Annotated in this window: 17 protein-coding genes; 5 read left to right on the top strand and 12 right to left on the bottom strand. The window is 45.6% G+C overall.

The genetic code is table 11. The features are described from left to right. The first annotated feature begins 54 nt into the window (after nucleotides 1-54). From G6N79_RS15220 to G6N79_RS15210, 3 genes are all read left to right on the top strand, one after another. The gene (locus G6N79_RS15220; protein ID WP_146060609.1) at nucleotides 55-594 is read left to right on the top strand and encodes a hypothetical protein; all 540 of its coding nucleotides are present in this window, start codon (nucleotides 55-57) and stop codon (nucleotides 592-594) included. 259 nt (nucleotides 595-853) lie between these two features. Beyond that, nucleotides 854-1,738 (top strand): retroviral-like aspartic protease family protein, encoded by an 885-nt coding sequence (locus tag G6N79_RS15215; protein WP_234993185.1) that lies wholly within the window; start codon nucleotides 854-856, stop codon nucleotides 1,736-1,738. A gap of 5 nt (nucleotides 1,739-1,743) precedes the next feature. After that, nucleotides 1,744-2,046, top strand: a complete 303-nt coding sequence (locus G6N79_RS15210; RefSeq protein WP_103906056.1) for an SdpI family protein — start codon at nucleotides 1,744-1,746, stop codon at nucleotides 2,044-2,046. A gap of 72 nt (nucleotides 2,047-2,118) precedes the next feature. Here G6N79_RS15210 and G6N79_RS15205 read toward each other — a convergent pair whose 3' ends face one another. The 5 genes from G6N79_RS15205 to G6N79_RS15185 all read right to left on the bottom strand — a co-directional run bounded on the left by G6N79_RS15205 (nucleotide 2,119) and on the right by G6N79_RS15185 (nucleotide 7,848). Beyond that, on the bottom strand, nucleotides 2,119-2,748 hold the full coding sequence (locus G6N79_RS15205; protein WP_103906055.1) for an FMN-binding negative transcriptional regulator: 630 nt from the start codon (nucleotides 2,746-2,748) through the stop codon (nucleotides 2,119-2,121). Between the two features lie 53 nt (nucleotides 2,749-2,801). Further along, the gene (locus G6N79_RS15200; RefSeq protein ID WP_103906054.1) at nucleotides 2,802-3,263 is read right to left on the bottom strand and encodes a GNAT family N-acetyltransferase; all 462 of its coding nucleotides are present in this window, start codon (nucleotides 3,261-3,263) and stop codon (nucleotides 2,802-2,804) included. Between the two features lie 59 nt (nucleotides 3,264-3,322). Continuing rightward, entirely contained in the window at nucleotides 3,323-3,838 is a 516-nt protein-coding gene (locus tag G6N79_RS15195; protein WP_103906053.1) for a DinB family protein, read from the bottom strand. A gap of 76 nt (nucleotides 3,839-3,914) precedes the next feature. Then, nucleotides 3,915-5,840, bottom strand: a complete 1,926-nt coding sequence (locus G6N79_RS15190; RefSeq protein ID WP_146060608.1) for an FUSC family protein — start codon at nucleotides 5,838-5,840, stop codon at nucleotides 3,915-3,917. Nucleotides 5,841-6,117: 277 nt separating this feature from the next. After that, nucleotides 6,118-7,848 (bottom strand): S41 family peptidase, encoded by a 1,731-nt coding sequence (locus G6N79_RS15185; protein ID WP_103906051.1) that lies wholly within the window; start codon nucleotides 7,846-7,848, stop codon nucleotides 6,118-6,120. 407 nt (nucleotides 7,849-8,255) lie between these two features. Between G6N79_RS15185 and G6N79_RS15180 the strand changes: the two genes are divergently transcribed. Then, nucleotides 8,256-9,002 carry a hypothetical protein gene (locus G6N79_RS15180; protein WP_103906050.1) on the top strand — a complete coding sequence of 249 codons (747 nt, stop codon included), beginning with the start codon at nucleotides 8,256-8,258 and terminating at the stop codon, nucleotides 9,000-9,002. A gap of 29 nt (nucleotides 9,003-9,031) precedes the next feature. Here the strand turns inward: G6N79_RS15180 and G6N79_RS15175 are convergent, their stop codons facing one another. After that, the gene (locus G6N79_RS15175; RefSeq protein ID WP_103906049.1) at nucleotides 9,032-10,129 is read right to left on the bottom strand and encodes a leucine-rich repeat domain-containing protein; all 1,098 of its coding nucleotides are present in this window, start codon (nucleotides 10,127-10,129) and stop codon (nucleotides 9,032-9,034) included. A gap of 208 nt (nucleotides 10,130-10,337) precedes the next feature. On the opposite strand from G6N79_RS15175, the gene G6N79_RS15170 reads away from it, so the two are divergent. After that, complete coding sequence (locus G6N79_RS15170; RefSeq protein WP_103906048.1) at nucleotides 10,338-10,778, top strand: hypothetical protein; 441 nt, start codon at nucleotides 10,338-10,340, stop codon at nucleotides 10,776-10,778. An 11-nt stretch (nucleotides 10,779-10,789) separates the two neighbouring features. Here G6N79_RS15170 and flxY read toward each other — a convergent pair whose 3' ends face one another. From flxY to G6N79_RS15140, 6 genes are read right to left on the bottom strand one after another with little or no spacing between them, the layout of a single operon-like run. Beyond that, complete coding sequence (gene flxY, locus G6N79_RS15165) at nucleotides 10,790-12,088, bottom strand: flexirubin biosynthesis putative acyl-CoA ligase FlxY (protein ID WP_234993184.1); 1,299 nt, start codon at nucleotides 12,086-12,088, stop codon at nucleotides 10,790-10,792. Beyond that, nucleotides 12,085-13,674 (bottom strand): C45 family autoproteolytic acyltransferase/hydrolase, encoded by a 1,590-nt coding sequence (locus G6N79_RS15160; protein ID WP_160003700.1) that lies wholly within the window; start codon nucleotides 13,672-13,674, stop codon nucleotides 12,085-12,087. The genes flxY and G6N79_RS15160 overlap by 4 nt, the downstream gene beginning before the upstream one ends. Before the next feature lie 19 nt (nucleotides 13,675-13,693). Continuing rightward, nucleotides 13,694-15,217, bottom strand: a complete 1,524-nt coding sequence (locus G6N79_RS15155; protein ID WP_103906046.1) for a phytoene desaturase family protein — start codon at nucleotides 15,215-15,217, stop codon at nucleotides 13,694-13,696. Further along, nucleotides 15,204-18,857: a 1-acyl-sn-glycerol-3-phosphate acyltransferase gene (locus G6N79_RS15150; protein ID WP_103906045.1), complete on the bottom strand. Its 3,654-nt coding sequence runs from the start codon at nucleotides 18,855-18,857 to the stop codon at nucleotides 15,204-15,206. Before G6N79_RS15150 ends, G6N79_RS15155 begins: the two co-directional genes overlap by 14 nt. Continuing rightward, nucleotides 18,847-20,022, bottom strand: coding sequence for a DUF2062 domain-containing protein (locus G6N79_RS15145; protein ID WP_103906044.1), 1,176 nt, complete (start codon nucleotides 20,020-20,022; stop codon nucleotides 18,847-18,849). The genes G6N79_RS15150 and G6N79_RS15145 overlap by 11 nt, the downstream gene beginning before the upstream one ends. 1 nt (nucleotide 20,023) lies before the next feature. After that, the gene (locus tag G6N79_RS15140) at nucleotides 20,024-20,386 is read right to left on the bottom strand and encodes an ApeI family dehydratase (protein ID WP_103906043.1); all 363 of its coding nucleotides are present in this window, start codon (nucleotides 20,384-20,386) and stop codon (nucleotides 20,024-20,026) included. Nucleotides 20,387-20,411 lie beyond the last annotated feature (25 nt).

The following is a 20,411-nucleotide window of genomic DNA, read 5'->3' as shown; positions in this document are numbered from 1 at the left end:
ACTCGGTTAGATAGGTTTTCGAAGGAACGTAATCATAAAACTAAAATTTAAATTATGAAAAAGGCAATTTTAATATTTTTTGCAATATGTACAGGTCTATTGACTTATTCACAGCAGTTTCAAGTAGGGTCAAGCACAGCAAATCTTGGGGTAGGGCTAGGTACTGCTTTAGGCGGTCTCGGAAATGCTCGTCCTGCTATTTCGCTCGCAGTAGATTATGGCATGTGGGATGTCGGTGGCCCAGGCGTAATCAGCTTGGGCGGGTATGTCGGAAATACAGGATACAAGTATACTGACTTAGGTTATACGGCCAAATGGAATTATACAACAGTTGGAGCGCGCGGAGCTTACCATTTCAATGGATTTAAGATCCCCCGCCTAAATGCCTATGCAGGTGCTATGCTCGGATACAACTTCGTGAAATATTCCTCAGATAATCAGGATAATTCCTTTGTGAATAATTACGCTAGTGGCCTGGGGGTAACCGGATTCTTAGGTGGACGGTGGTTCTTCACCCAGAACTTTGGAGCCTTTGCGGAGTTGGGATACGGTGTTTCTGTTTTGAATGCGGGAATAACCTACAAATTTCTTTAAAAAGTTGGTTAGATGTAAATTGAAAGCTCAAATGTGCACTATGTTTGAGCTTTCTTACATTTTACGAATTCAGGTAAATGATTATTCAGGTAGCTGACAAGGATCTGTTAATGTTCCTAAATAGCTTTGTTGGTCTTAATCCCTAAGGCTTATTTACCCTATTTCTACATTAAATTTATATTCTTATTTTTATAGGAAAGAGCACTTCTTTTGGGATGTGGCTATTTAACGAATTTCAATTCAACTATAACTAATAATTATGAAAAATACGCTCCTTTTGCTGTTGGTTCAGGTATTCGTATATAGCAGTTACGCGCAAGTTTCACGCAGCGATACCGTCCAATTGGGTATCAATGAACAGAATACCATCTATGTCAAGGCGCTATTTAATAAAATGGACACCTTAACACTGAATTTTGATTCGGGCAGTTCGGACATCACCCTGAAAAATTCGGTATTGCAGGCTAAACTGTCATCCAAGGTGGAATTGTATCAGGTTCCTTATGAACTGAAGATCGGTAATCGTACCTATACTGCTCCGGTCTATGATACGGAACTTTCAGGACATGGAACGGATGGACGATTTGGTTGGGATTTATTCAAAGATCATGTTGTTGAACTCAATTATGACAAAGGTATTCTCGTTGTCCATTCAGAAATGCCAGCAGATATAGCAAATGACAGTACGTTCACCAGGTTGCAAATCGATTATTTTGCGAATTGTTTTTCTGTAAGTAGCAGCCTTATGCAGTCTGGAATTGATCATAAGGGTCCGTTTCTGTTCGATACGGGTTATCAACGAACTGCCATGGTGGATGTTGACCTCATGAAAGAAGCTAATTTTCCGGCCGCAGATATGGAGGTTATCAAAAAGGTAATCATGAAAAACGGAATGGGCGAGGATATTCCCGTAATCACGTCGAATCTTGACGGGCTTAAAATTGGTGATTACGTACTGCCTGATGTTCCCGTTCAGCAGATCACTGCCAGAAAGCCGTTAAAGGGAATGAATATCCATATTCTTGGAAATGAAGTGCTGAAAAGATTCAATACATTTCTGGATTTTAAATCCGATGTTGTCCTGCTCAAACCCAACAAGCTCTTTGGTGATCGGTATATTGAGAAGGATAACGTCTCAACGTAACACCTATGCTGCTCGGAATTTCTATACTGTTCGCTGTAAGTCTGCTGTTTTACTTCTTCCCACCAAAGAAAATCAACGATTTATATGGTTATCGAACGATTGCTTCTAAAAAATCGGAGGCAAATTGGAAACTGGCGAACAGCTATTCGGCCAAGATCTGGCTGTGTTTTTCAGTTCCCTCGTTCTTCCTGGCCTTGCTTGCCAATTATAAGGGTTGGTTAAATCTTGAGATGTTGTTTGCTGGCATAAATCTATTGGGCTTGGTCGTAGCCATAGTAATGACAGAAATAAAACTTAGGAAAAACTAAGGTATTCCCCGTGCCTAGGAATTAAATTGTCTCCTGCCTTTCTTTTGGGTAGATGAGATTGCTGGTCGTTATTTACTTCAAATCGTCTCCAGTTGTATTGAAATGCTCCATGTATTCCGCTAACAAACTATCAGTAGATATACCGCTACCCTTTAGACTTGATATTATATTTTCCTTTTCTTCTTCTGTTTTATTCTGACTCAGTTTTGCCTTTCCTTCTATATCCGTAATATCCACACGGAAAGTAACAATGCCTTTAAGCATTCTATTTTTAAAGTCATTTGATAGTTTGTTCCATTTTTCCAGGTAATCATGCTCATATTTAATCACCGTACGCTCCATTACCTCCAATATGCTTTCCTTTTCATGCAGGATATGCACGTTACCGTATATATGGACCGCCATATAGTTCCACGTAGGGACAGTTTCTGCCTTGTTGTAGTTTTTGGTGGAAATGTAGCCATGAGGCTCTGTGAAAATGATCAGCACTTCTTGACCCTCGATCTCCCTCCATTGTTCATTTGCAAGGGCAATGTGGGCATATAGTTTCAGGTTATTGGGCTCCTTGTTGGATATAATAGGAATATGGGTACCTATAATCCGACCATTATCCTTACTTAGCAGGATTCCGAAACTGAACCGGTCGATAAATGCGATTATCTCGCCCATGTCGGTTAGTCTGTTGATTTTAGGGGTGTACATTGTCGAAATTAAAAGATGAACTGATCGGTTTAAACAAAGTGTTGTGCTCGTTATTAAAGTGCAAAATTGTAGAACTTGAATGCGCTCTCGCGGAAACCCAATTGCTCGTACAATTTCTGTGCTGGATTATCCTGCGCGGTACTCAGGGAAACACGGGAGCAGCCTTCTGCTTTTCCCAACGCCAAAACTTCTTCAATCAGCAACGTGGCAATTCCTCTGTTGCGAGCCGATTCCAGAACAAACAGATCGTTCAATATACATACTTTGGTGAGGGATGCCGAGGAAAATGTGCTGAATACCTGGGTAAACCCGACGATCTCTGCATCTTGCTGGGCATATAGGATAACGGACTCATTTTTTGCGATTCGCTGTTCCAAAAATCCAATTGCCGCATCTTTATCGACCTTTTGACCGTAAAATGCTCTGTACAATATTGAATATTGGCTCAAGCCGAACGATGTCCGTGATGTCTGCTTTAATAATTTCCATGGTGTAGGTGTATAGGTTGATTGCATGTGTCCCTGTAAAGGGAATTCATTTGTATGCCCAGGTCCGATAGGCTCTGCCGGGACATTTATTGCTGTCCAATTTCTTCCAAAAGCGCCTTGGTCCTTTCAATCTGGCTATTATGGCGTTTGGTGTGCGAGCTGATGACGGTCAGCCATTCAAATCCTGTCAGATAGCCCAATTGAGGAAATTCAGAATCCTTGCAGAGCAAACGAAGGTTCTTGTCCTTAATTTTCAGGATCAGCTTTGTTTTTCGGTCCTTGAGTTGTTGGATGAGGTCCTCGGCAATATAGGCGTCTTTTCTTGGCTGAAGGGCAGGATCTGCATCGAACTTCGTGCTGAAATCGAGAAATATGCCGTTTATGGCCGGTACGAGTTCATCGAATGCGCGGTCGGTAGGTTCTGTACTGCGGTCTGGAATTCCCGTGCTGGAGATCAGGATATGTTCCACAACCTGGCCAATGCTCCAGCTGTGCTCGTCCGGCTTGCGGTTTACCTGAATATCCGAAAGGTCTTGTATAAGGGCGATGGTCTGGTCGAAGGAGTCGTTCAGCTCCTTGGAGATCAGTTGATTGTTTTCCATAGTATGCTTCTTTCAACCAATATCCGCATTTTCTTCGAAATTCGGATTTGCTGTTGAAAAGTTTTGCTGCGGAACCTTATTTACTTGCCTGCAGTTGGATCTTTTCTGGTTTGCTATCGCGTCGGTCCTTGGTGAAGATGCCCGCCAGTTGATCCGCCTCATCCATCAGGGACTGCACATATGCTATCCGTTCGATCAATTCCTCCTGCGTTTGTTGCAATCCGAGGCGTGTAATCTGAATGGATAGTCCGACCAAAAGGGCGTTTATACGGTAGGCGAGGGTCTGGAAATGACGGATGTCCGCCTTGTGGAATCGGCCCCTGATTGGGTCTTTCGCAAACTGTTCAAGGGAATCATAAGACTGCGCCAGTGAAGCTTGGGTAAACTTGCGCAATAACCTTAGGTCGTAGTGGCTCAATTGCTGCGGTTCGAAACTTTCCTGGATCTTGTTCAGGTAATTCCGGAAATGTTGCAGGAGAGATCTGGTATTCTGTTCCACCGATCGGTAATGGTTGATCGGGATGGCCAAGCAGCCCAATACGGCAAAGATTGACCCCAACAGCGTGAAAGCAAAACGACTGCCCAATATATCATGGAGCTCACCTTCATGCAACTTTTGTCCCAAGAGGATCGTGATCGTGATGAAGATACAGCATACGAGGTAATTCGGTTTGTTGAACAGCAGGAAAAGATAGAGACAGAATGCCGCAATGGCCATCAACAGGTACGTGTTCTCGACCCAGATCAGGAACATCAGGCTGATCGCGATTCCCGCTAGCGAACCGATAATCCGCTGGTAGTTGCGTTTCTGTGTCGTGGTAAAGCTAGGTCGGGCCACTAAGATAATCGTCAGTAGAATCCAGGAAGCATAGCGAAATTCCGGAAGTAAGTAGCCGATCAGGCCACCGGCCATCAAGAGGACAGCCATCCGCACGGCATAGGAAAATACGGGCGACTTAAAGTTCAGATTGTTCAGTATAGTCCTGAAATTACTCTGTGGGGCAACAAAATCGATATAATTCTTGCTCTCGACCCAGGTGTGGTCGGCAATGATCTGTTCGGTATTGATATTCTGCAGAATGTCAGCCACCTGTCGCAATTGCAAGAGGATGGAGTCGATCAATTTTCCCTTTTCGCCGGTGGCTTGGTTCTTTTCAAAATCCAATTGATAGAATAAGCGGTCCAGTTCGTCCTTTTTTCTGCTGCGGAAGGTTTTTCCGCGGTTGGTGTGCGTCAGTCTTGCCGTTTCCGAAGATAGGATCGCGAGGGACTTCCGGATGAGTGCTAGGGTATTGCCTCCGGATAGGGTTTTCTGAATATTTTCGTAATCGTTATCGACAGCCATCAGCAATTCGTATAGGTCGACCAATTTGTACAATCGGGCCAACCAGATTTCACTGTTGTTGTCCTTTCCGGTCTGTAGGCTATCGTCACGAAGGAGGATGGAACGTATCGCTTCCAACTGGTCGCTGACCCGGATATGCAGGGCACTCAACTCTTTATAGGTCTTATTCAGCGGGACGCGTTCGTCATAGCATTTGATCTTTAGGCGAATCAATTTCGCCATGTTGCTGATGCCACCTTCAACGGCGTAATGCAGGGAGCGGTGGGGTTGCAGGTAGGCCTGCAGCATGCAGACGGTAAAGAAAAATACAGCACCTGCGGTCAGCGAAAGGCTGAAGAGTACCGGTTCTTCAGGGCGAAGGCCAATGGTGAAACTGGCCACGATCAGCCCTAGGTTACCGACCACATTGATACGGAATCCCAAAAGGGCAATAATGGTATAGGCGAAGCCATAGATCCCCAATAAAAGGATGATGGTCCAGGACTGGTGATGCAGTGCCTGTGAGATGCTGAATGCGGTGATCAGGAATATCGGGATGCAGAATTTCGCTGTTGTCCACTTATCCGATTTGTTGCCTGGAAGATCAGTCAGGGCCGCCAGGAGGGTACCCACGGCAAAGGCAATCGCGATGTGCCCATCCCAATAGATAAATAGCAATAAACTGGGGATTAATATGCAGAGAATATTTCGTAGGGCATCCAGACTGGATTCAGTCCTTAAAAATGACGCGATATTCGAGAATAAGGGCGTTCGCAATGTGTATATAATTGAATAATTTTTAACGCCGCAAAAATAGTAATTTTTACCGAATATTTGGAATTAGCTTTGGGTTAAAATTATATAAACAAAATAATATTTTGTAAAAAATAGATTTGTTGTCAATTTGTTTCGATAAGACGGGTGAAATGGTCTGTGTGCTTAGTATAGAAAATGCTTAGCGCATAAGTTCCTGTGTAACAATTTCGAGCGCGACATCTCGACCTTGGATGATATCCCTGTCAGAACGTTGCACATGACGGTCTATCCGGATCCCTGTTTTTTGCGTCTGTTGGCCGTTAGGGTAGTAAACGGCATTCCCGGTAAATACCAAGCTGTAGCCCAAGGGGAGCATCAGCTTTTTGATATCACCGTCAGCTCCAGCGGTCTGTTCGCCGACGGTCACCGCTTGGGGGAAGATGTGCTGCAGATTCATGGTGTTCCATTCGCTTGCGCTCAGGGTTTCTGCATTCACGAGGATAAAAACCTTGCCCGGATAATGCTTTGATTGTTTTTCCGTTAGGGCAGGGAAATAGCTTTCTGCTGCATCCTGATAGTGGAAGGTGCCGATATTCGCCAGGTTCTGCTGGTAGTACCGGGCAAAATAGTTTTTTCGCGGCCCGAAAAAGCCATAGATGTAGTGGTATACAAAACCGCCCCAGTCGGGATATCCGCGCATATCAAAAATGATTGCCTCTTTTTTTGCCGCAGTATCGAGAATCGCCTGCATGTGTTTGTCAACCAGATCATCCTGCACATCGTCGATCATCGTGAAGGTTTCATCGATCTTGAAATAGGCATAGCGATCGTTGAAAATCGAGGCGGGCTGCCCCTGCTGTTTGGTTTGGCGGATGTAAGCAATGATTTTCTTTGCTTCTAGTGTGTCCCGTGGGTTGAGAAACGATACATGAGCGATTCGCAGGTCTGATGTTCCTTCTTGTTGGATATGCAATTGTTTTTGGGGTTTACTGTCCGGCCAGATCAGGTTCTGTTGATAGTCGGCGAGATGATGGTGCAGGCCATTGATATTGGAAACGGATAAAAGGGATTTCTTTTCGTTCAGCACCTGACTGATGGCCATTCCGTTTATCTGTTGGATACGATCTCCAACCCGTATCTGTGCCTCGGCACAGCGCGCTGAATCGATGATAGCGGTGATCAGTAGGGCATCAGGCGTAACATGGAATCCGAATGGCGCATAATATCCACTGTTGAAAATATCCCTTCGGGAGCTAAGTTGCTCCTGAAAGCGGAAGGCGTGGCTGTCTTCCATGCTGCTAACCGCCTTTGCCAATATGCGGTCAAACTCCAGGCGGTTCGTGCAGGCCATGGCAGCGTGAACCAGCTGATCAAATTGAGCCTCCGCATCGACCGCCATCAGGTATTTATGTGGGTACAGGTAATCTATGGCCCCCTTAATCTTTGCCAGGGTCAGTAATCGTAAGCCCAAAGGCGGATTTTCATCTTTCTTGATTTTGTAGTTCCGTTCATTGGGTATATCCTGCGTATAGGATAGGCTGGGCACATAGAAATGAGCAGTATCCCGGTGTCGATTTCGGTAGATACTGGACAGTTTCTGTTTGTATTTCTTTAATAGGGCAGGATGATGAAGGTACCAATCGAAGTTCTGGTTCTTTGTCAGTACTTCTTGCTTATCAGTTGCCTGCGGATTTGTTCCTGGAACCGTCTTCAGCTCCGCCGTAAGTACAGCAACAGTGCTGTTGATAGCTAAATCCGGCGATTCGATATGCGCGAGGAAGAGGCTGTCGGCATCGACTTTACTGGATGCCAGATCGGGATGGTAATACTTTAGGAAATTCCAGATTTTGATATACTCCAATTGCGGTGACTGCTGCGCCTGGGCAACTTGAACAAGACAGAGCATGATTAGGAAGAGTATATTTTTCATAAGGTTTTGTTAGCAAAGGGTAATATAAAAAATTACTGTCAATTTCTTGGAATAATAGCCCCTTGGAATTTGGTTTTTGGTTGTCCATCAACGGACCTTGTCCGAGGTGCATGCGTATTGCGGCCGAACTTCATCCGAGGTGGAGACGTGTCAAGGACACGCTCTCACCACGGTCTCACCACGGTCTCACCTCGGACGCATGTCAGGCAAGGTAGGGGCAAGCTTGGCAGAAAATTGCCGCTAAACGGGAATTCTTTTTATGGTTTTAACGGTATTTTGTTAATGATCTATTACATATAATTCGTAACCTTTTTACGAAAAGTATTTGTTGTTCGTCAACAAATTTCGATTTTACTAAAAATTCATAAATTGTTGTTTTTCAGTGTTTTTACTCGGTAATTTGAAGTATGGCAATTGAGAAAAATAATTTGATGTCTGGTCAGGTCGGGAACCTGGTCAAGCGGAATGTTGGAGGTCTGCAGGTGGTCCAGACCAAGCCCTTTCGGAAGGTGCGGCCAACAACGGAAATGAAGCGGGTTTCCAAGGATTTTGGGTATGCCAGTAGCGTAGCTAAAGCCCTAAGGAACGCTTTCTTTGATGTGCATCGGGGGTGGCACGATGATCTGCTGCACAGTCGGCTCACCAAACAGGTGATAAACTGCATGCGCTGCAACCCGATCTCCCCGCGGCAACAAGATAACCATTACCTAGCCAGCGTGGGTCGCCTGCAAGGATTCCAATTCAATGGGTATTGCCATCACCACGACTATGTTTTCCTGGAACCGATGGTTGAACTCAGTCGCTTTCGGAAATTGCGGGTCAGAATGCCCGAATTCGATGGGAGCAAACACCTGCATATACCCAAGAACTGTTTTTGGCTCGAAATCCAGATTGACATCAAAGCTTTTCATTCGAATTTCAAGGATTATGAGACTTTGGGCACACATATCCTGGAAGTCGACCTGCTTCAGGAAGCGGATAATTTGTTCAAGCAACGTGTTTTTTCACACGATATCCTCAACGAACAGGTCGAGGCTGTTTTTGTCGCGATGACCGTGTTCTATTATGACCAAAAAGGAAATCGTGGAAAACTGCTCAACGATAGGGGATTGCATCCAGCCGCCCTTATCGGTGCGTTTGTGATGCCAAGGTAAGCGGAGCAGATATCTAGGTAAATCTATCCTTAAAATGCAGTAACTTGTGTGTTCTTAAGGGCTTCCACAATATCTTCCATTTCTTTTTTGGAAATGGGGTTGGTCGATATCCTGAGTTTCTTGAGCCAGGTCATCTCCTTGATGGATTTTGGCAAGGTCTTGATCTTGTTGTTATCCAGATCCAATTCCCGTAGAGATGTCCATTCGGATAACGTTTCCGGGATTTCCATTTTTGTTTGACAGCTCCACAGTGCCAGTTTTTGGAGATGCGGTAGGTCTTGGATGCTGTTGAATAGGTTTGTTAGGACGATAGGTGGGGTATGGTTGGAATTCAGGAGTAAATTTCTAAGATTGGTCAGGAATTTTATTTCTTTGGGAAGATGGCCGATGCTGTTGGTGCCCAGGTCCAAGGTTTCCAATCCTGTTAATTCAAAAAGCGCTTCCGGTAGGATGCTGATCCCGTTTGTGTTGAGGTGCAGCGCGGTGAGTTGCTGAAGTTTGTTGATATTCTTGGGGATGATGTGCATACCAGAACCGGAAAGATCCAATTTCCTTAGGTTGCTGCATTTGGAAAGAACGGCAACCAACTGTTCTGCATCCAATGGAACCGCCTTTTTGTCCTCGTCCAGGTCGTAAACGGATGCGATTTGGGAAAGGGAAAAAGACCTTAGGCTTGGTAGCCTGGAGAGGTCCTCCGGGAGGCTGCTGATCGCAGGAGAATGGAGATTCAATTCTTCCAAGTACGGGAGGTCAAAGAAGCCTGCGGGGAAACCATGGATTTTATCAACGATATCCAATTTCCGTAAATTCGTGAGGGAAGCCACGACATCCGGGATTGGCCTTTCAATCGGGGCATCGATGGAAAGTTTTTCGAGATGCTGGGCCTTGGCCAATGCTCTGGGAATAGATTCCATGTCATTCAGCGCAAGATGCAGCGCCTTCAGTTTCGGAAATTCAAAGAGCCAATCGGGTAATTCGAATAAGTAGTTACCGGTCAAATCAATTTCCTCGACCTGGTGGCAGGACTTTAGCATATCCGGTACTTCTTCCAGCCATTGTTCCCGAAGATTGATTTTTTTTATGGTTTCCTTTTGATCCTGAATTTTCTTTAAAAGCTGCTTTTTCATGGTCTTGCCGTGCTGATGCGAATTAGGAGCTAATTAACAGAATAATTTATGATTTATCGACCAGTAATATCGCTTGTAGATAAAATGTAAAAGGATGGAAATTCGAATATTTTCGTAAGTTTACACGTACCTAATTATGGGAAATTATCCTGCTGCAAAACTAATTAGCATTAAAATTTAGTGTATCATAATTAAAAACCTTCAAGAGATGATGAAAAATGTTGTTTTAGGATTGCTATTGTTGCTGGTGACATGTGCCTGCAGCAAAGATGATGATTTCGCTACCACCCCGACAGATGCTGGGATAGTGGGTCGATGGAAACTGGTTGAGACACGCGTGAGCGATGGTGCGACCACTCATAACGTTGATGTGCAAAAGGAAAATTATATCGTCACCTTCCATGACGATTTGCGGGTGGAGGCATCGGATTTCACCTGTACGGGGACCTATTCGTACAATCCGGACCAGAAATGGGAATTGGGAAAAGGGAATACGGAAGTGGTATTTAAGGATTGCGCTACGGATAAACGATCTCCACAAAGTGTGGTTGGATCGTCGAACTTAAATCTGTCGGATGACAACACCCTGCACATCAGCTACCCAAATTGCATTGAGCAGTGTACACGTGTGTTCCGCCGGTTGAAATAACCTGCTGGTTTTTAGGGTGATCTTCGTTTATCGATAAAGGTGATGGGTTTTCTGCTTAACGGATTGAAGATGATCTTTTGCAGTTCACCCTCATTTTCAATGGTGATATGCGGCGTCACCCGCAGCTTTGCGCGGAAATAATCCTTCATTTTAGCGATAAACTCTTCCGATTGGTCCGTTGCGTGAATACGGATCAGTATTTCGTCCGTACCGATCTCATTGGACGATATTTCGATTACATAGGCCTTGATCTCCTTAAAATGAGCGACTGCATCATGCATGGCCGGAGGGTAGAGGGTTGTCCCCTTGTATTTTACCATGTGCTCCAATCGACCTTCGACAGGCCCCAGGCGGTACGTGTTTCTCCCACAGGAGCAGGGTTGGCTATGCTTCCGGACCAGATCGCCGGTCTTGAAGCGCAATAGCGGCATAGCCTCGACACCGAGGGTAGTAATAACAAGTTCGCCCAATTCGCCATCGGCAACGGGTTGGTCATGTTCATCGAGTATTTCGGTGATAATCAATTCGGGGAGATGGTGCCCACCTTGAAATGCGGAGCATTCCGTAAATGCCGTGCTCATTTCGGTGGAGGCATAGGTGGAATACAGCTCAATGGGCCATTTCTCCTGGATGCGCTGCGCCAAGAGGGTAGGTTGCAGGTCGGCAGTACGTAAGGCCTCACCGATGCAGATGACCCCTTTGATCGATGATGCGCGGTAATCGATGCCATTTTCTTCAGCGTAGTCGATCATCTTCAGGATAAAGGACGGTACGGCAATCAGGTATTTCGGACGATATTGCAAGATGGAATCCCATTGCAGGGGTGGTACGCCCGCGCCTACACGAATGACTCCTGCGCCCAACTTCCGTAAACCCAGGAAATACGCCATGCCGGCCATAAACCGTCTGTCGATGGTCGTCATCAACTGCATCAGATCGCCTTCCCTGATCCCGGCACATTGAAAGGACAGCATCTCATTGTACGCCAATCGGTCCAGGTCTTTATCCGTTAAGCCAAAGGTTACCGGAGTACCCAGCGTACCTGAGGTCGTGGAAATATCGCGGATTTGCGTCATGGGTACGCAGTAAAAATCTTGGTTATGCTGCTGCAGGTCAGTTTTGGTTGTGACGGAAATCTTCGATAGGTCGGCCACCGTCTGAATATTATCGAACGAAACCTGTTCCCTTGCGAATTTCGCCTGGTAAAAAGCGGAATGCCTCTTCAGGTATTCGAGTTGCTTTCTCAGCAATTCATTTTGCAGGTTTGCTATAGCTTCAGCCGTTGGTTGTTCTTGTCGTTCCGTCATCATTTCTTCCTCGTTTTTCGCAATTTCTTTTCGATCTGTTCCCGTGCCTTTTCTGCACTGATTTCCTTTTCCAATGCAATTACGTAATAATATTCGGCCTTTTTGTAATTCGCTAATGCATAATGGTAATCTCCCAAGGTCTTCGCTTTGAGCCAGAGATTGGGATTGCGTTTCTCAAACGCCTTGAGTTGCTCGTCGGGGAGTTCAGTTTTCTTCTCGGTTGCTTGTTGAATCACCGGCAGGTAACTGCGGTATGCCTGGTAATCGGCGAAACGAGGTTCGTAGAGCAGGCTATCTGCAGGTATTTCCAACCCCTGTACGGGCGTTACTTCCTTGCCGTTCTGGAATATCTCCCGCAAATCGTATGCTTCGAAAGCACCCAGTTGATAAGGACTGTTGGATACCCACATCTTCAGGTCATGCGGTTGGAAGATCACTGCATGGTGGGCCAATAGCTGGTTCAAGGATTTCTCATTGCCCAGGCCTATATCGGTATCATCCAAGCCATTAACATCCCGCAGCACTTGGGCTACCTGGGTCGGGCTGAATTGCCTTTGTCCATGGAATGATTCCCGCAGTTTTTCCAAGCGGTACTGGCTGTGGGAAGTGGCTATCTGCTTTTCGTTTCTTTTATCTTTACTATAGGTGTCGGATTGAAAGTGATTGGTACAAAGTAGTTTGCCATTTTCCACTTCAAACACGTCAAATTTCTTGGGACTGATCTCTATATTGACGGCGCTGTTGTCCTCGGCAGACCCGATCAGTAGTGATTCCGAGATAAAAACCTGGAATTTCTGCGCACGTGCCACAGCCTCTTCGATGTTTCTGGCATGCTGGAGAATGTCGCGAGCGACGATGGATATCGGTGTTTTACCCTGCAGGGGAATGGAGGATTTGCCTGCATTCAAGGTGATGGTCAAACCTTTTTCATTCATGCCCGACACGACACCGATCATACCCGGCCAGGAGACTGCAGCATACTTGTACCCATCCTGAGGATCGATGAATTCGACGATTTTATGCTTTGCGAACTCCTCACTGACATAGAAATCAAAATTACGACCGATCAGGAGCTTTCCATCGGCACTGTTTTCATTCCACAGCGCCACGGATGAACAGCCCACCAACATCAGGTCCTGCATGGCGTGGCCGATATCGTGTGCTCCATGCAAAAGGAGGCTGCGTTCGTATTTGGTGCCCAGGAAATCGTATTGGTCGCTGGCACTTCGCGAAAGTCCGTAAATTTCCTGACGATAGGCCAGCGGGATATCCTTTAGCATGGTGCGGTGATACCATTTGAGGAACTTAATCAGGAATCGCTGTTTTCGCGGGTTGGGAACCATGGCATCGACCTTATGGAAGAATGCAGCCTCCTGATACTGTTGTAGTGGTCCATAGAGCTTTCCCCGCTTATAGCCCAATGCAAAATCTTGACCGCTCAGACGAAGCTGCCAATTCCCGTGGGGGGAGCGGCTTAACTGATCCGTTGAAAGGAGGTCTACCGCCGTACTATCGAAGGTGCTCTGGAAATTCTTTTCCTCCCTGTCGATATGGCGAATGCTGCCACAAGAAGACAAGAGGACAGCCATACATATAAACAGCAGGCACCTAATCATCGTTCATCTCCTTGAATACGTTCGTTAGAAATTGAGGGTCCTGGAGCGCTTCAGCAGCCGCTAGGAAACCTGTAATCGTGACACCCAATAATCCATGCAAGCGAATGTCTTGGCCGGTCAGGACCAGATTCTGAACCTTCGTTTTGGGCGATATCATGCTGGCCATCGGGTTGGATGCCAGCTTTTCAATCCCATACATAGAACCATCTTTATTGCCAATATAATCACGATAAGATAAAGGTGATGAGGTGTGTATAGATTTTATGTGATTTTTTAAGTTAGGTAAATAGGTTGCTGCGATGCTTATCATTTCATGTGCGATGTGCTCCTTGAACTGCTGATAGTGCTCATCACGGTTCCCCGGATGATTCACCGTGTTGAAGGTGTCCTTCCATTGGGCTACCTGTTCTGGATCCATATAGGTCAACATGGAAATATTCGTGGTGTAGGACTGTTTGTCTTCGGAAGGGTTGCAGGTGATAAGGAGGGATTTTGGTCTGAATCCCGTCCAATTACCAGCATACGAAAAGACATCTTCCTCCGATTCGAAATGATAGATATTATGGTTAAAGTAGGGGATGGCATTCGGATTCAGGACAAGATGCGTCGAAAAGACCGATGGCCCTTCTTTTAAGCCCTGTACGCGCTTAACGTAAGGTTTGTTGCTTTGTTCCTCATTGAACAGCTTGAAGAGCGCTGAGAGGCTTAAATTTGATATGAACTGATCGGCTTCATAGCGGTGCGTTGCGGTTTCACAACTCGCAATGCGATTGCCATCAAAGTTCAGTTGCGTGACGTGTTGATGGCTGTACAGTTTTGCGCCATGCTGCCGTAATTGACGTGTAAATGCTTTGGTGATCTGGCTGCCTCCTTTTGTGCAGCGCCAGGCACTCTGCATATAGGAATTGATGATCAGGGCATGCATGTAAAATGGTGCATCCCGATGCAGGCCGTATAGAAAACCGTTTCCCAAAAGGACCGCCTGTAATTTTTTATTGGCCGTTAGGGATGAAATCACGTCCCAGCTGCTCCTTTCCATGATTTCGGCGTTGTAGCCAACTTCAGCTTTGAGCTGATACAATGGAAACTGTTCGCAGTAATAGGCGATCTCAGCGATGTATTGTTCGAGTGCTGCCCGATCGTTGGGGAATATCGCGGATAATTGCTGGATAAAGTTTGCCGTTCCCTGCGCATGGGGATAGGCAACGGGATCGTCCTGAAACCGGATAATGTCGAAATGGTCCATATCCATCCGTTGGAAATGGATGGAATCCAAAACGCCCAAGTGCTGCCAATATTTTCCCAGGTTCTCATCTTTGCCCAGCGAGCCGATATAATGGACACCGGAGTCAAAGATTTCCCGATCGCGAACGAAGGTCTGCAGGTTGCCACCGTATTGGTTGTTTTTTTCCAGGATACAGACCTTTTTCCCAGCTTTTGCCAACAGCAAACCAGTCACCAATCCACCCAGGCCGGATCCCATAACAACCACATCAAAACACCTAGTTTCCTTCATTCCTTTCGTAAATCGTGTAATTATCGCTTTGAAAACTGATCTTGAAATCTACGAATTCCTTCGGCAAATTGCTGCATAGGCAGATAATTTTTTGGATATGTGCAGGGATGGCCAGCGTCAAATTTTCAAGATGGGAAAGGACCAAGGTATCCTGTCCATTCCACAATTCCGCAAGGTGGTCCACATAGCGGATGTTGAACTTTTGAAGGATGAAACTGGCCCTACAGATAGCCCTATGGTCGTCTTTCGGATTATAGGTGGTGATCTTTCTGCTGGCAAACTGGTGCACCATCAGAAAGTCTACCTGCCCGTAATCCCCAGTTATGTGTGCAATCTTGGCATCTTCCTCGATGTCCAAAAAAAGGCGATGGTAATGCGATTTATGAAGAGAGAAATCTGCCATAACTTTCTTTGCCAAGTTATTTTCTTTGTACAGGTAGTTCAGTTTGAGTTTTTTGCGGAAGTAATCCTGACCTTCTCTTTCCAGGCGAATTTGCTTGAATGTTTCTTTAAAATGTTTGCTGATGCTTTTTGTCCGCTGTGCATATCCTATTCCGAATCGCGGATCGGAAGGTAAGATGGGGTCGCCAACATGGATTTCGCTCAGCCCATCATAGATGATAAAATCTCCCTTTGGCAAGCTCTCGGCATTTCCATGGAGGTACACCGGTGTGATGGATAGATCCAATTCTTCCGATAGGTAAAATGCACCCTTGTGGAAACGGTGGATTTCCGCTGTTTTGGAACGCGTACCCTCAGGAAAGACCACAATCGAGAATAGTTTGCCGATGCGGGCCTTGAGTTTGTCCAGTTGCGCATCCAGGCCTGCCGAAGTCGGTAGAAAGCCCAAAAAGCGAACCGCTCGGCCAAAAACGGGTGATTTAAATACCCAATCGTTTACCATGTAAATAATCCGCTCGTGCAACATAGCCATGCTCAACGTGTCTAGGAACGAAGTATGGTTCGCGATTAGGATGTGTTGCGGCTGGGATTTCAGTTTCTCCTTTCCGAATATCTTTATACTCATACCTGCCTTGATAAACAAAACCGAAGTCATGTACCAGGACATCCATTTGGAGAATAAAAGTTCTTTTTTTGTGCGGGAAATAGGTAGCAGATAGCATAGTGTTCGTATGAGAAAGGAGACAACGATGCTGGCCAAAGCGAAATACCCGAATAGGTACAACCCTTGTAGAAGTAGTCCCAAGTTAATCGGTGATAATCCTTTCTTTACCCGGTTGAAAAATAAAAACTTAAATAATATGGGGTAAAGTACAAATGTAACCAAAACGGCCACGCTGACACCGATGAGTGCTATGGAAGAAATGGACTTTAATGCGGGATGTTGGGCAAAGATTAGGGCGCCTATGGCCAGGATGGTCGTCAATACGGCTAGGATAATGGAAGTCCTATAGATCGGCATTTCATCTTTCCCATCGGTATATTGTTTCTGCAGTGCAGAGGTCATAAAGATGGTAAAGTCAATGCCATGCCCGAAGATCAAGGTGCATACAATGGTACTGAATATATTGAAAGGAACTTGTAAGAGCCCCATAAGGCCAGCGGTGATGAAACCGGTCAGCGCAATAGGGATTGCTGCTACGATTACCAATTCGATCCTTTTATAGAATATAAAAAGGATGATCAGGACCGCCAGAAAGGAATAGCTGACCAAGTCATTGAAATCCTTGATCAGGAAGCCGAGGTATTGTTCGTTCAACGCCTGCCTGTCGATCAGCATAAGTGGTTCTTTGCCCACAGATTGGTTAAAGTTATGCACAAAGGCGTCACGATCAGCCGGCCGCACCGTTACCGTATTGGAAATAATAAGCTGCTGAGGCTTTCCATGGACAAATTCTCGAAAGAACTGTTCGTCGAATGCCTTTAAAGAGTCCAAGTTGATGGCTGTGTATGAGCGGTTGAGTGCCTCATAGAACGCCTGATGCGTATTTTCTACAAATCCGGCAGCAAGACTTGCCTGCTCGACCTCTTTGATGGCGAAGGCCTTGCGCTGTGCTGTCCAAAAGGTATTCCATCGCGCTATGGCCTGCTGTTGCTGCGCCTGACTTGGCACAAGGGTACTAAAGGATTGGTAATTAATGACCTGCTGGGCTGTATCGAGAATTTTTGCCGCTAAAGCATTTTTCTCCAGCACCTCTTTTTCATCGGCTCCATAGCTGACGATAAACAGGGTTTTCAAAACTTCGTTCCCTTGGCTAAGGATACGTTCTCCTTCTTGTTGATCCTTGGGGATATAATTGATTTTGGATAAGTCGCCATCAAACGTTACCCGATGATAGGTGAATAGGCTGATGACAATTAGCAATAGCGATGTGCCGATCAAGAATTTATTCTTTTCAAAGGGATAGGAAGCGATTTTATCAATGGTATGCACATGTTGCACGGGTTTCCCTGCATACACGTGTGGAAGAATGATCAGTGTAAAGATGGCTGTGGCGACAACCGCTATGCTGGCGAATATTCCCAGGTCGACCAATGCTTCAGACCGCACAAACAACAAGCAGAGGAAGGCAACAGCAGTGGTGGTACTGCTCATCAGCAATGGTTTTGAAACATCCCTGAACAGCTGTTTCTGGTCTCGGCTGCCTTTGGAATGGGTCAGGAAATGAAGCGCATAGTCGATGGTAATCCCGATCAGGATCGCCGAAATGGATAGCGATATTGCAGATATTTCCGATTTGATGAAATACAGGCATAGGATCCCGAATAATCCGCCAAATACGGATGGGATCATGACAATGATGGGTACCAACCAATTTCTGTAATAAAAGATCAGCATCACCATCAACAGGGTGACCGAGATAGCCACCGTGGTCAGGATGTCCCTCTTGATCTGTTTGGCGTTGGCCACGGCAATAAAGGCAGAACCGAAATAGCTTGTTTCTACGGTCGGATAATCGCTGTTCAGCTGTGCTTGGATGTTGCGGAGATGATCCACAAAATCTTCGTTATGTTTGGTTTCAGCGCCTCCGTATTTTGGGTTGATAAAGAGGAATAACCGATTACCGTCCTTTGCGTACAGAAACCCATCCGAAAAAACATAGTCCGATCCCCCCTGAAACTGTTGCAGTTTGCGTAGAGCCAGAAAGGAAATTTGCAATGGATCCTGAATAATCATGTCCTTTAAAAAGGATCCTGATCCACTCATCAAGGTATTATAGTTTGCTGATATTTGATGTTTTATGGAGTCTTTGTCAAGTTTTTGTTCAATAATTTGGTAATCCTGTTCATCAAGGTAGATCGGTAAGTGACTATAGACGAACTGAAAGGATCTGTCGAAAAGTTCCTCATCCAATGTGCCCTGGATGGTGTGGTAATAGGGCTGAAAGTTTTCCAGGGTATCGATAAAGGCTTGTGCAGCATTGCTGAGGTCTTCCGTGGAGCCTGAATCTTTCTTGGTAAAGATGACGGCAACCTTATCGGTAAAGGACATGTGCTGGGCAATGTCGCTTGCCGAGGCCGTACTTTGTTCGGAGGGAATTACCTTATTGATATCTTCATTGAACCGAATATCCTTGATGAGGAATACGCTGCCCACCAAAAATAGAACGGCCAACAGCAATGCCCACTTGGGATATTTCTGAATACTTTTGAAGATGTAATAAAAACTATTGGACATTCTTTATGGATTTCCGAGCATAGTATTTCAGGATGACATAAAACAGTAATCCGACTAAAACCGCAGTAAAAATAGCTAAAAGAAAACTGCCAACCACATATTGATACAGATGAATTTTAATCATTTCGATATCCACTTTATCAAAATCGAAAGTCATCGGTTTATCGGTCGGTAGGATAAAGCCACCGATCTGCAGGGCAAGAAAGACGATCACGGGGATCATGGGTGGGATGCTGATATTGGAACCCAGAAAGGCAAGTGCCTTATTCCACCGTAGGGCAACGGCAATGCTGAGGCAGAGGAAAGTCTGGAACCCCCAAGCGGGAATTATGCCAATGAAGATACCCATTGCAAGGGAAAGTGCCTTTACCTCAGGGCTATCCTGCGTTTGTAGAATATCTTCTTTCAGGAATTGCTTGAAGCTTTTTTTTTTTAGCTTTCGGAAGAAATTACGTGGTTTGATGTACAGTAGAGTGATGATGACCAGGACGGTATTCAGTATACTGATCCTGGTGAAATCTCGAAACGGTCGAAAATGGGAAACGCGTTCCTGCGGGTCGTAAAGGACCTTTACCGGAACATTCTTCACCAATACGCCTTTCCACGCAGTACGAACGATAATCTCGATCTCAAACTCAAATTTATTGGTAAATAGGTGTTTCGGCAAATGCTTCAGCGGGTACATACGGTATCCGGATTGGGTATCGTCCAATTTGATGCCGGTCTCGAACCAAAACCAGAAATTTGAAAACCGATTGCCGAAGCTGCTTTTTCTCGGGATGCCATCTTGCCCCATATCCCTATTCCCGATCAATAGGACTGGCTCATCATGTGCTTTTAATTCAGCCAAGAATACAGGGATATCATCCGGATAATGTTGCCCATCTGAATCTATGGTAATGGCGTAGTCATAACCATCGGCTAAGGCTTGTTGAAAACCACGCAATAGGGCTTTCCCTTTTCCTTGGTTGCGTTCCTGATGGAGAACATGAACATTGGGATATTCGGATAGTATGTGTCGCGTTTCGTCGGTGCTGCCATCATTGATCACATATACGTCGGAAATATACTGCAACACCCCATCCACAACGCGCCTTAAAGTTTTGGCGTTGTTGTAGGTCGGGATTAGGACGCATATCCGATGGGCCGTGTTCGAAAGGGTCATACTAATCCGTTAAAAGGGCCTGAATTTTCAATGCTTGCGTGTCGGCGAAGGAGGCTGAGCCCGATATCTTGTATGTTTCGCCATTAGGCGTCAGTGTGATTTCAATCGCCAGCTCCGGATGGACATATGGGTTGATCAATGCAGTAAACTTGATATTCTTGCACGATTGGATCTTCAATGGCCGTTGGACCACCTCTTCTGCGAGTTCCTTGAATACCTGCAACATACAGACGCCCGGGGTCACCGGATTGTTCGGGAAATGCCCTTTGAAAATAGGATGCTCGGCATGCAGCAAAATACGGGCATTGATCTGGTTCGCAATGACCTCACGATGTTGCAGGGTATAGAAATCGGGTAACAGCATATACGATTAATAAGGGTGGTTTATG

The organism is Sphingobacterium lactis (genome assembly GCF_011046555.1).
GTDB classification, from domain to species: Bacteria; Bacteroidota; Bacteroidia; order Sphingobacteriales; family Sphingobacteriaceae; genus Sphingobacterium; species Sphingobacterium lactis.
The sequence above is the reverse complement of the archived record's forward strand: the minus strand, read 5'-3'. Positions and strand labels throughout refer to the sequence as shown.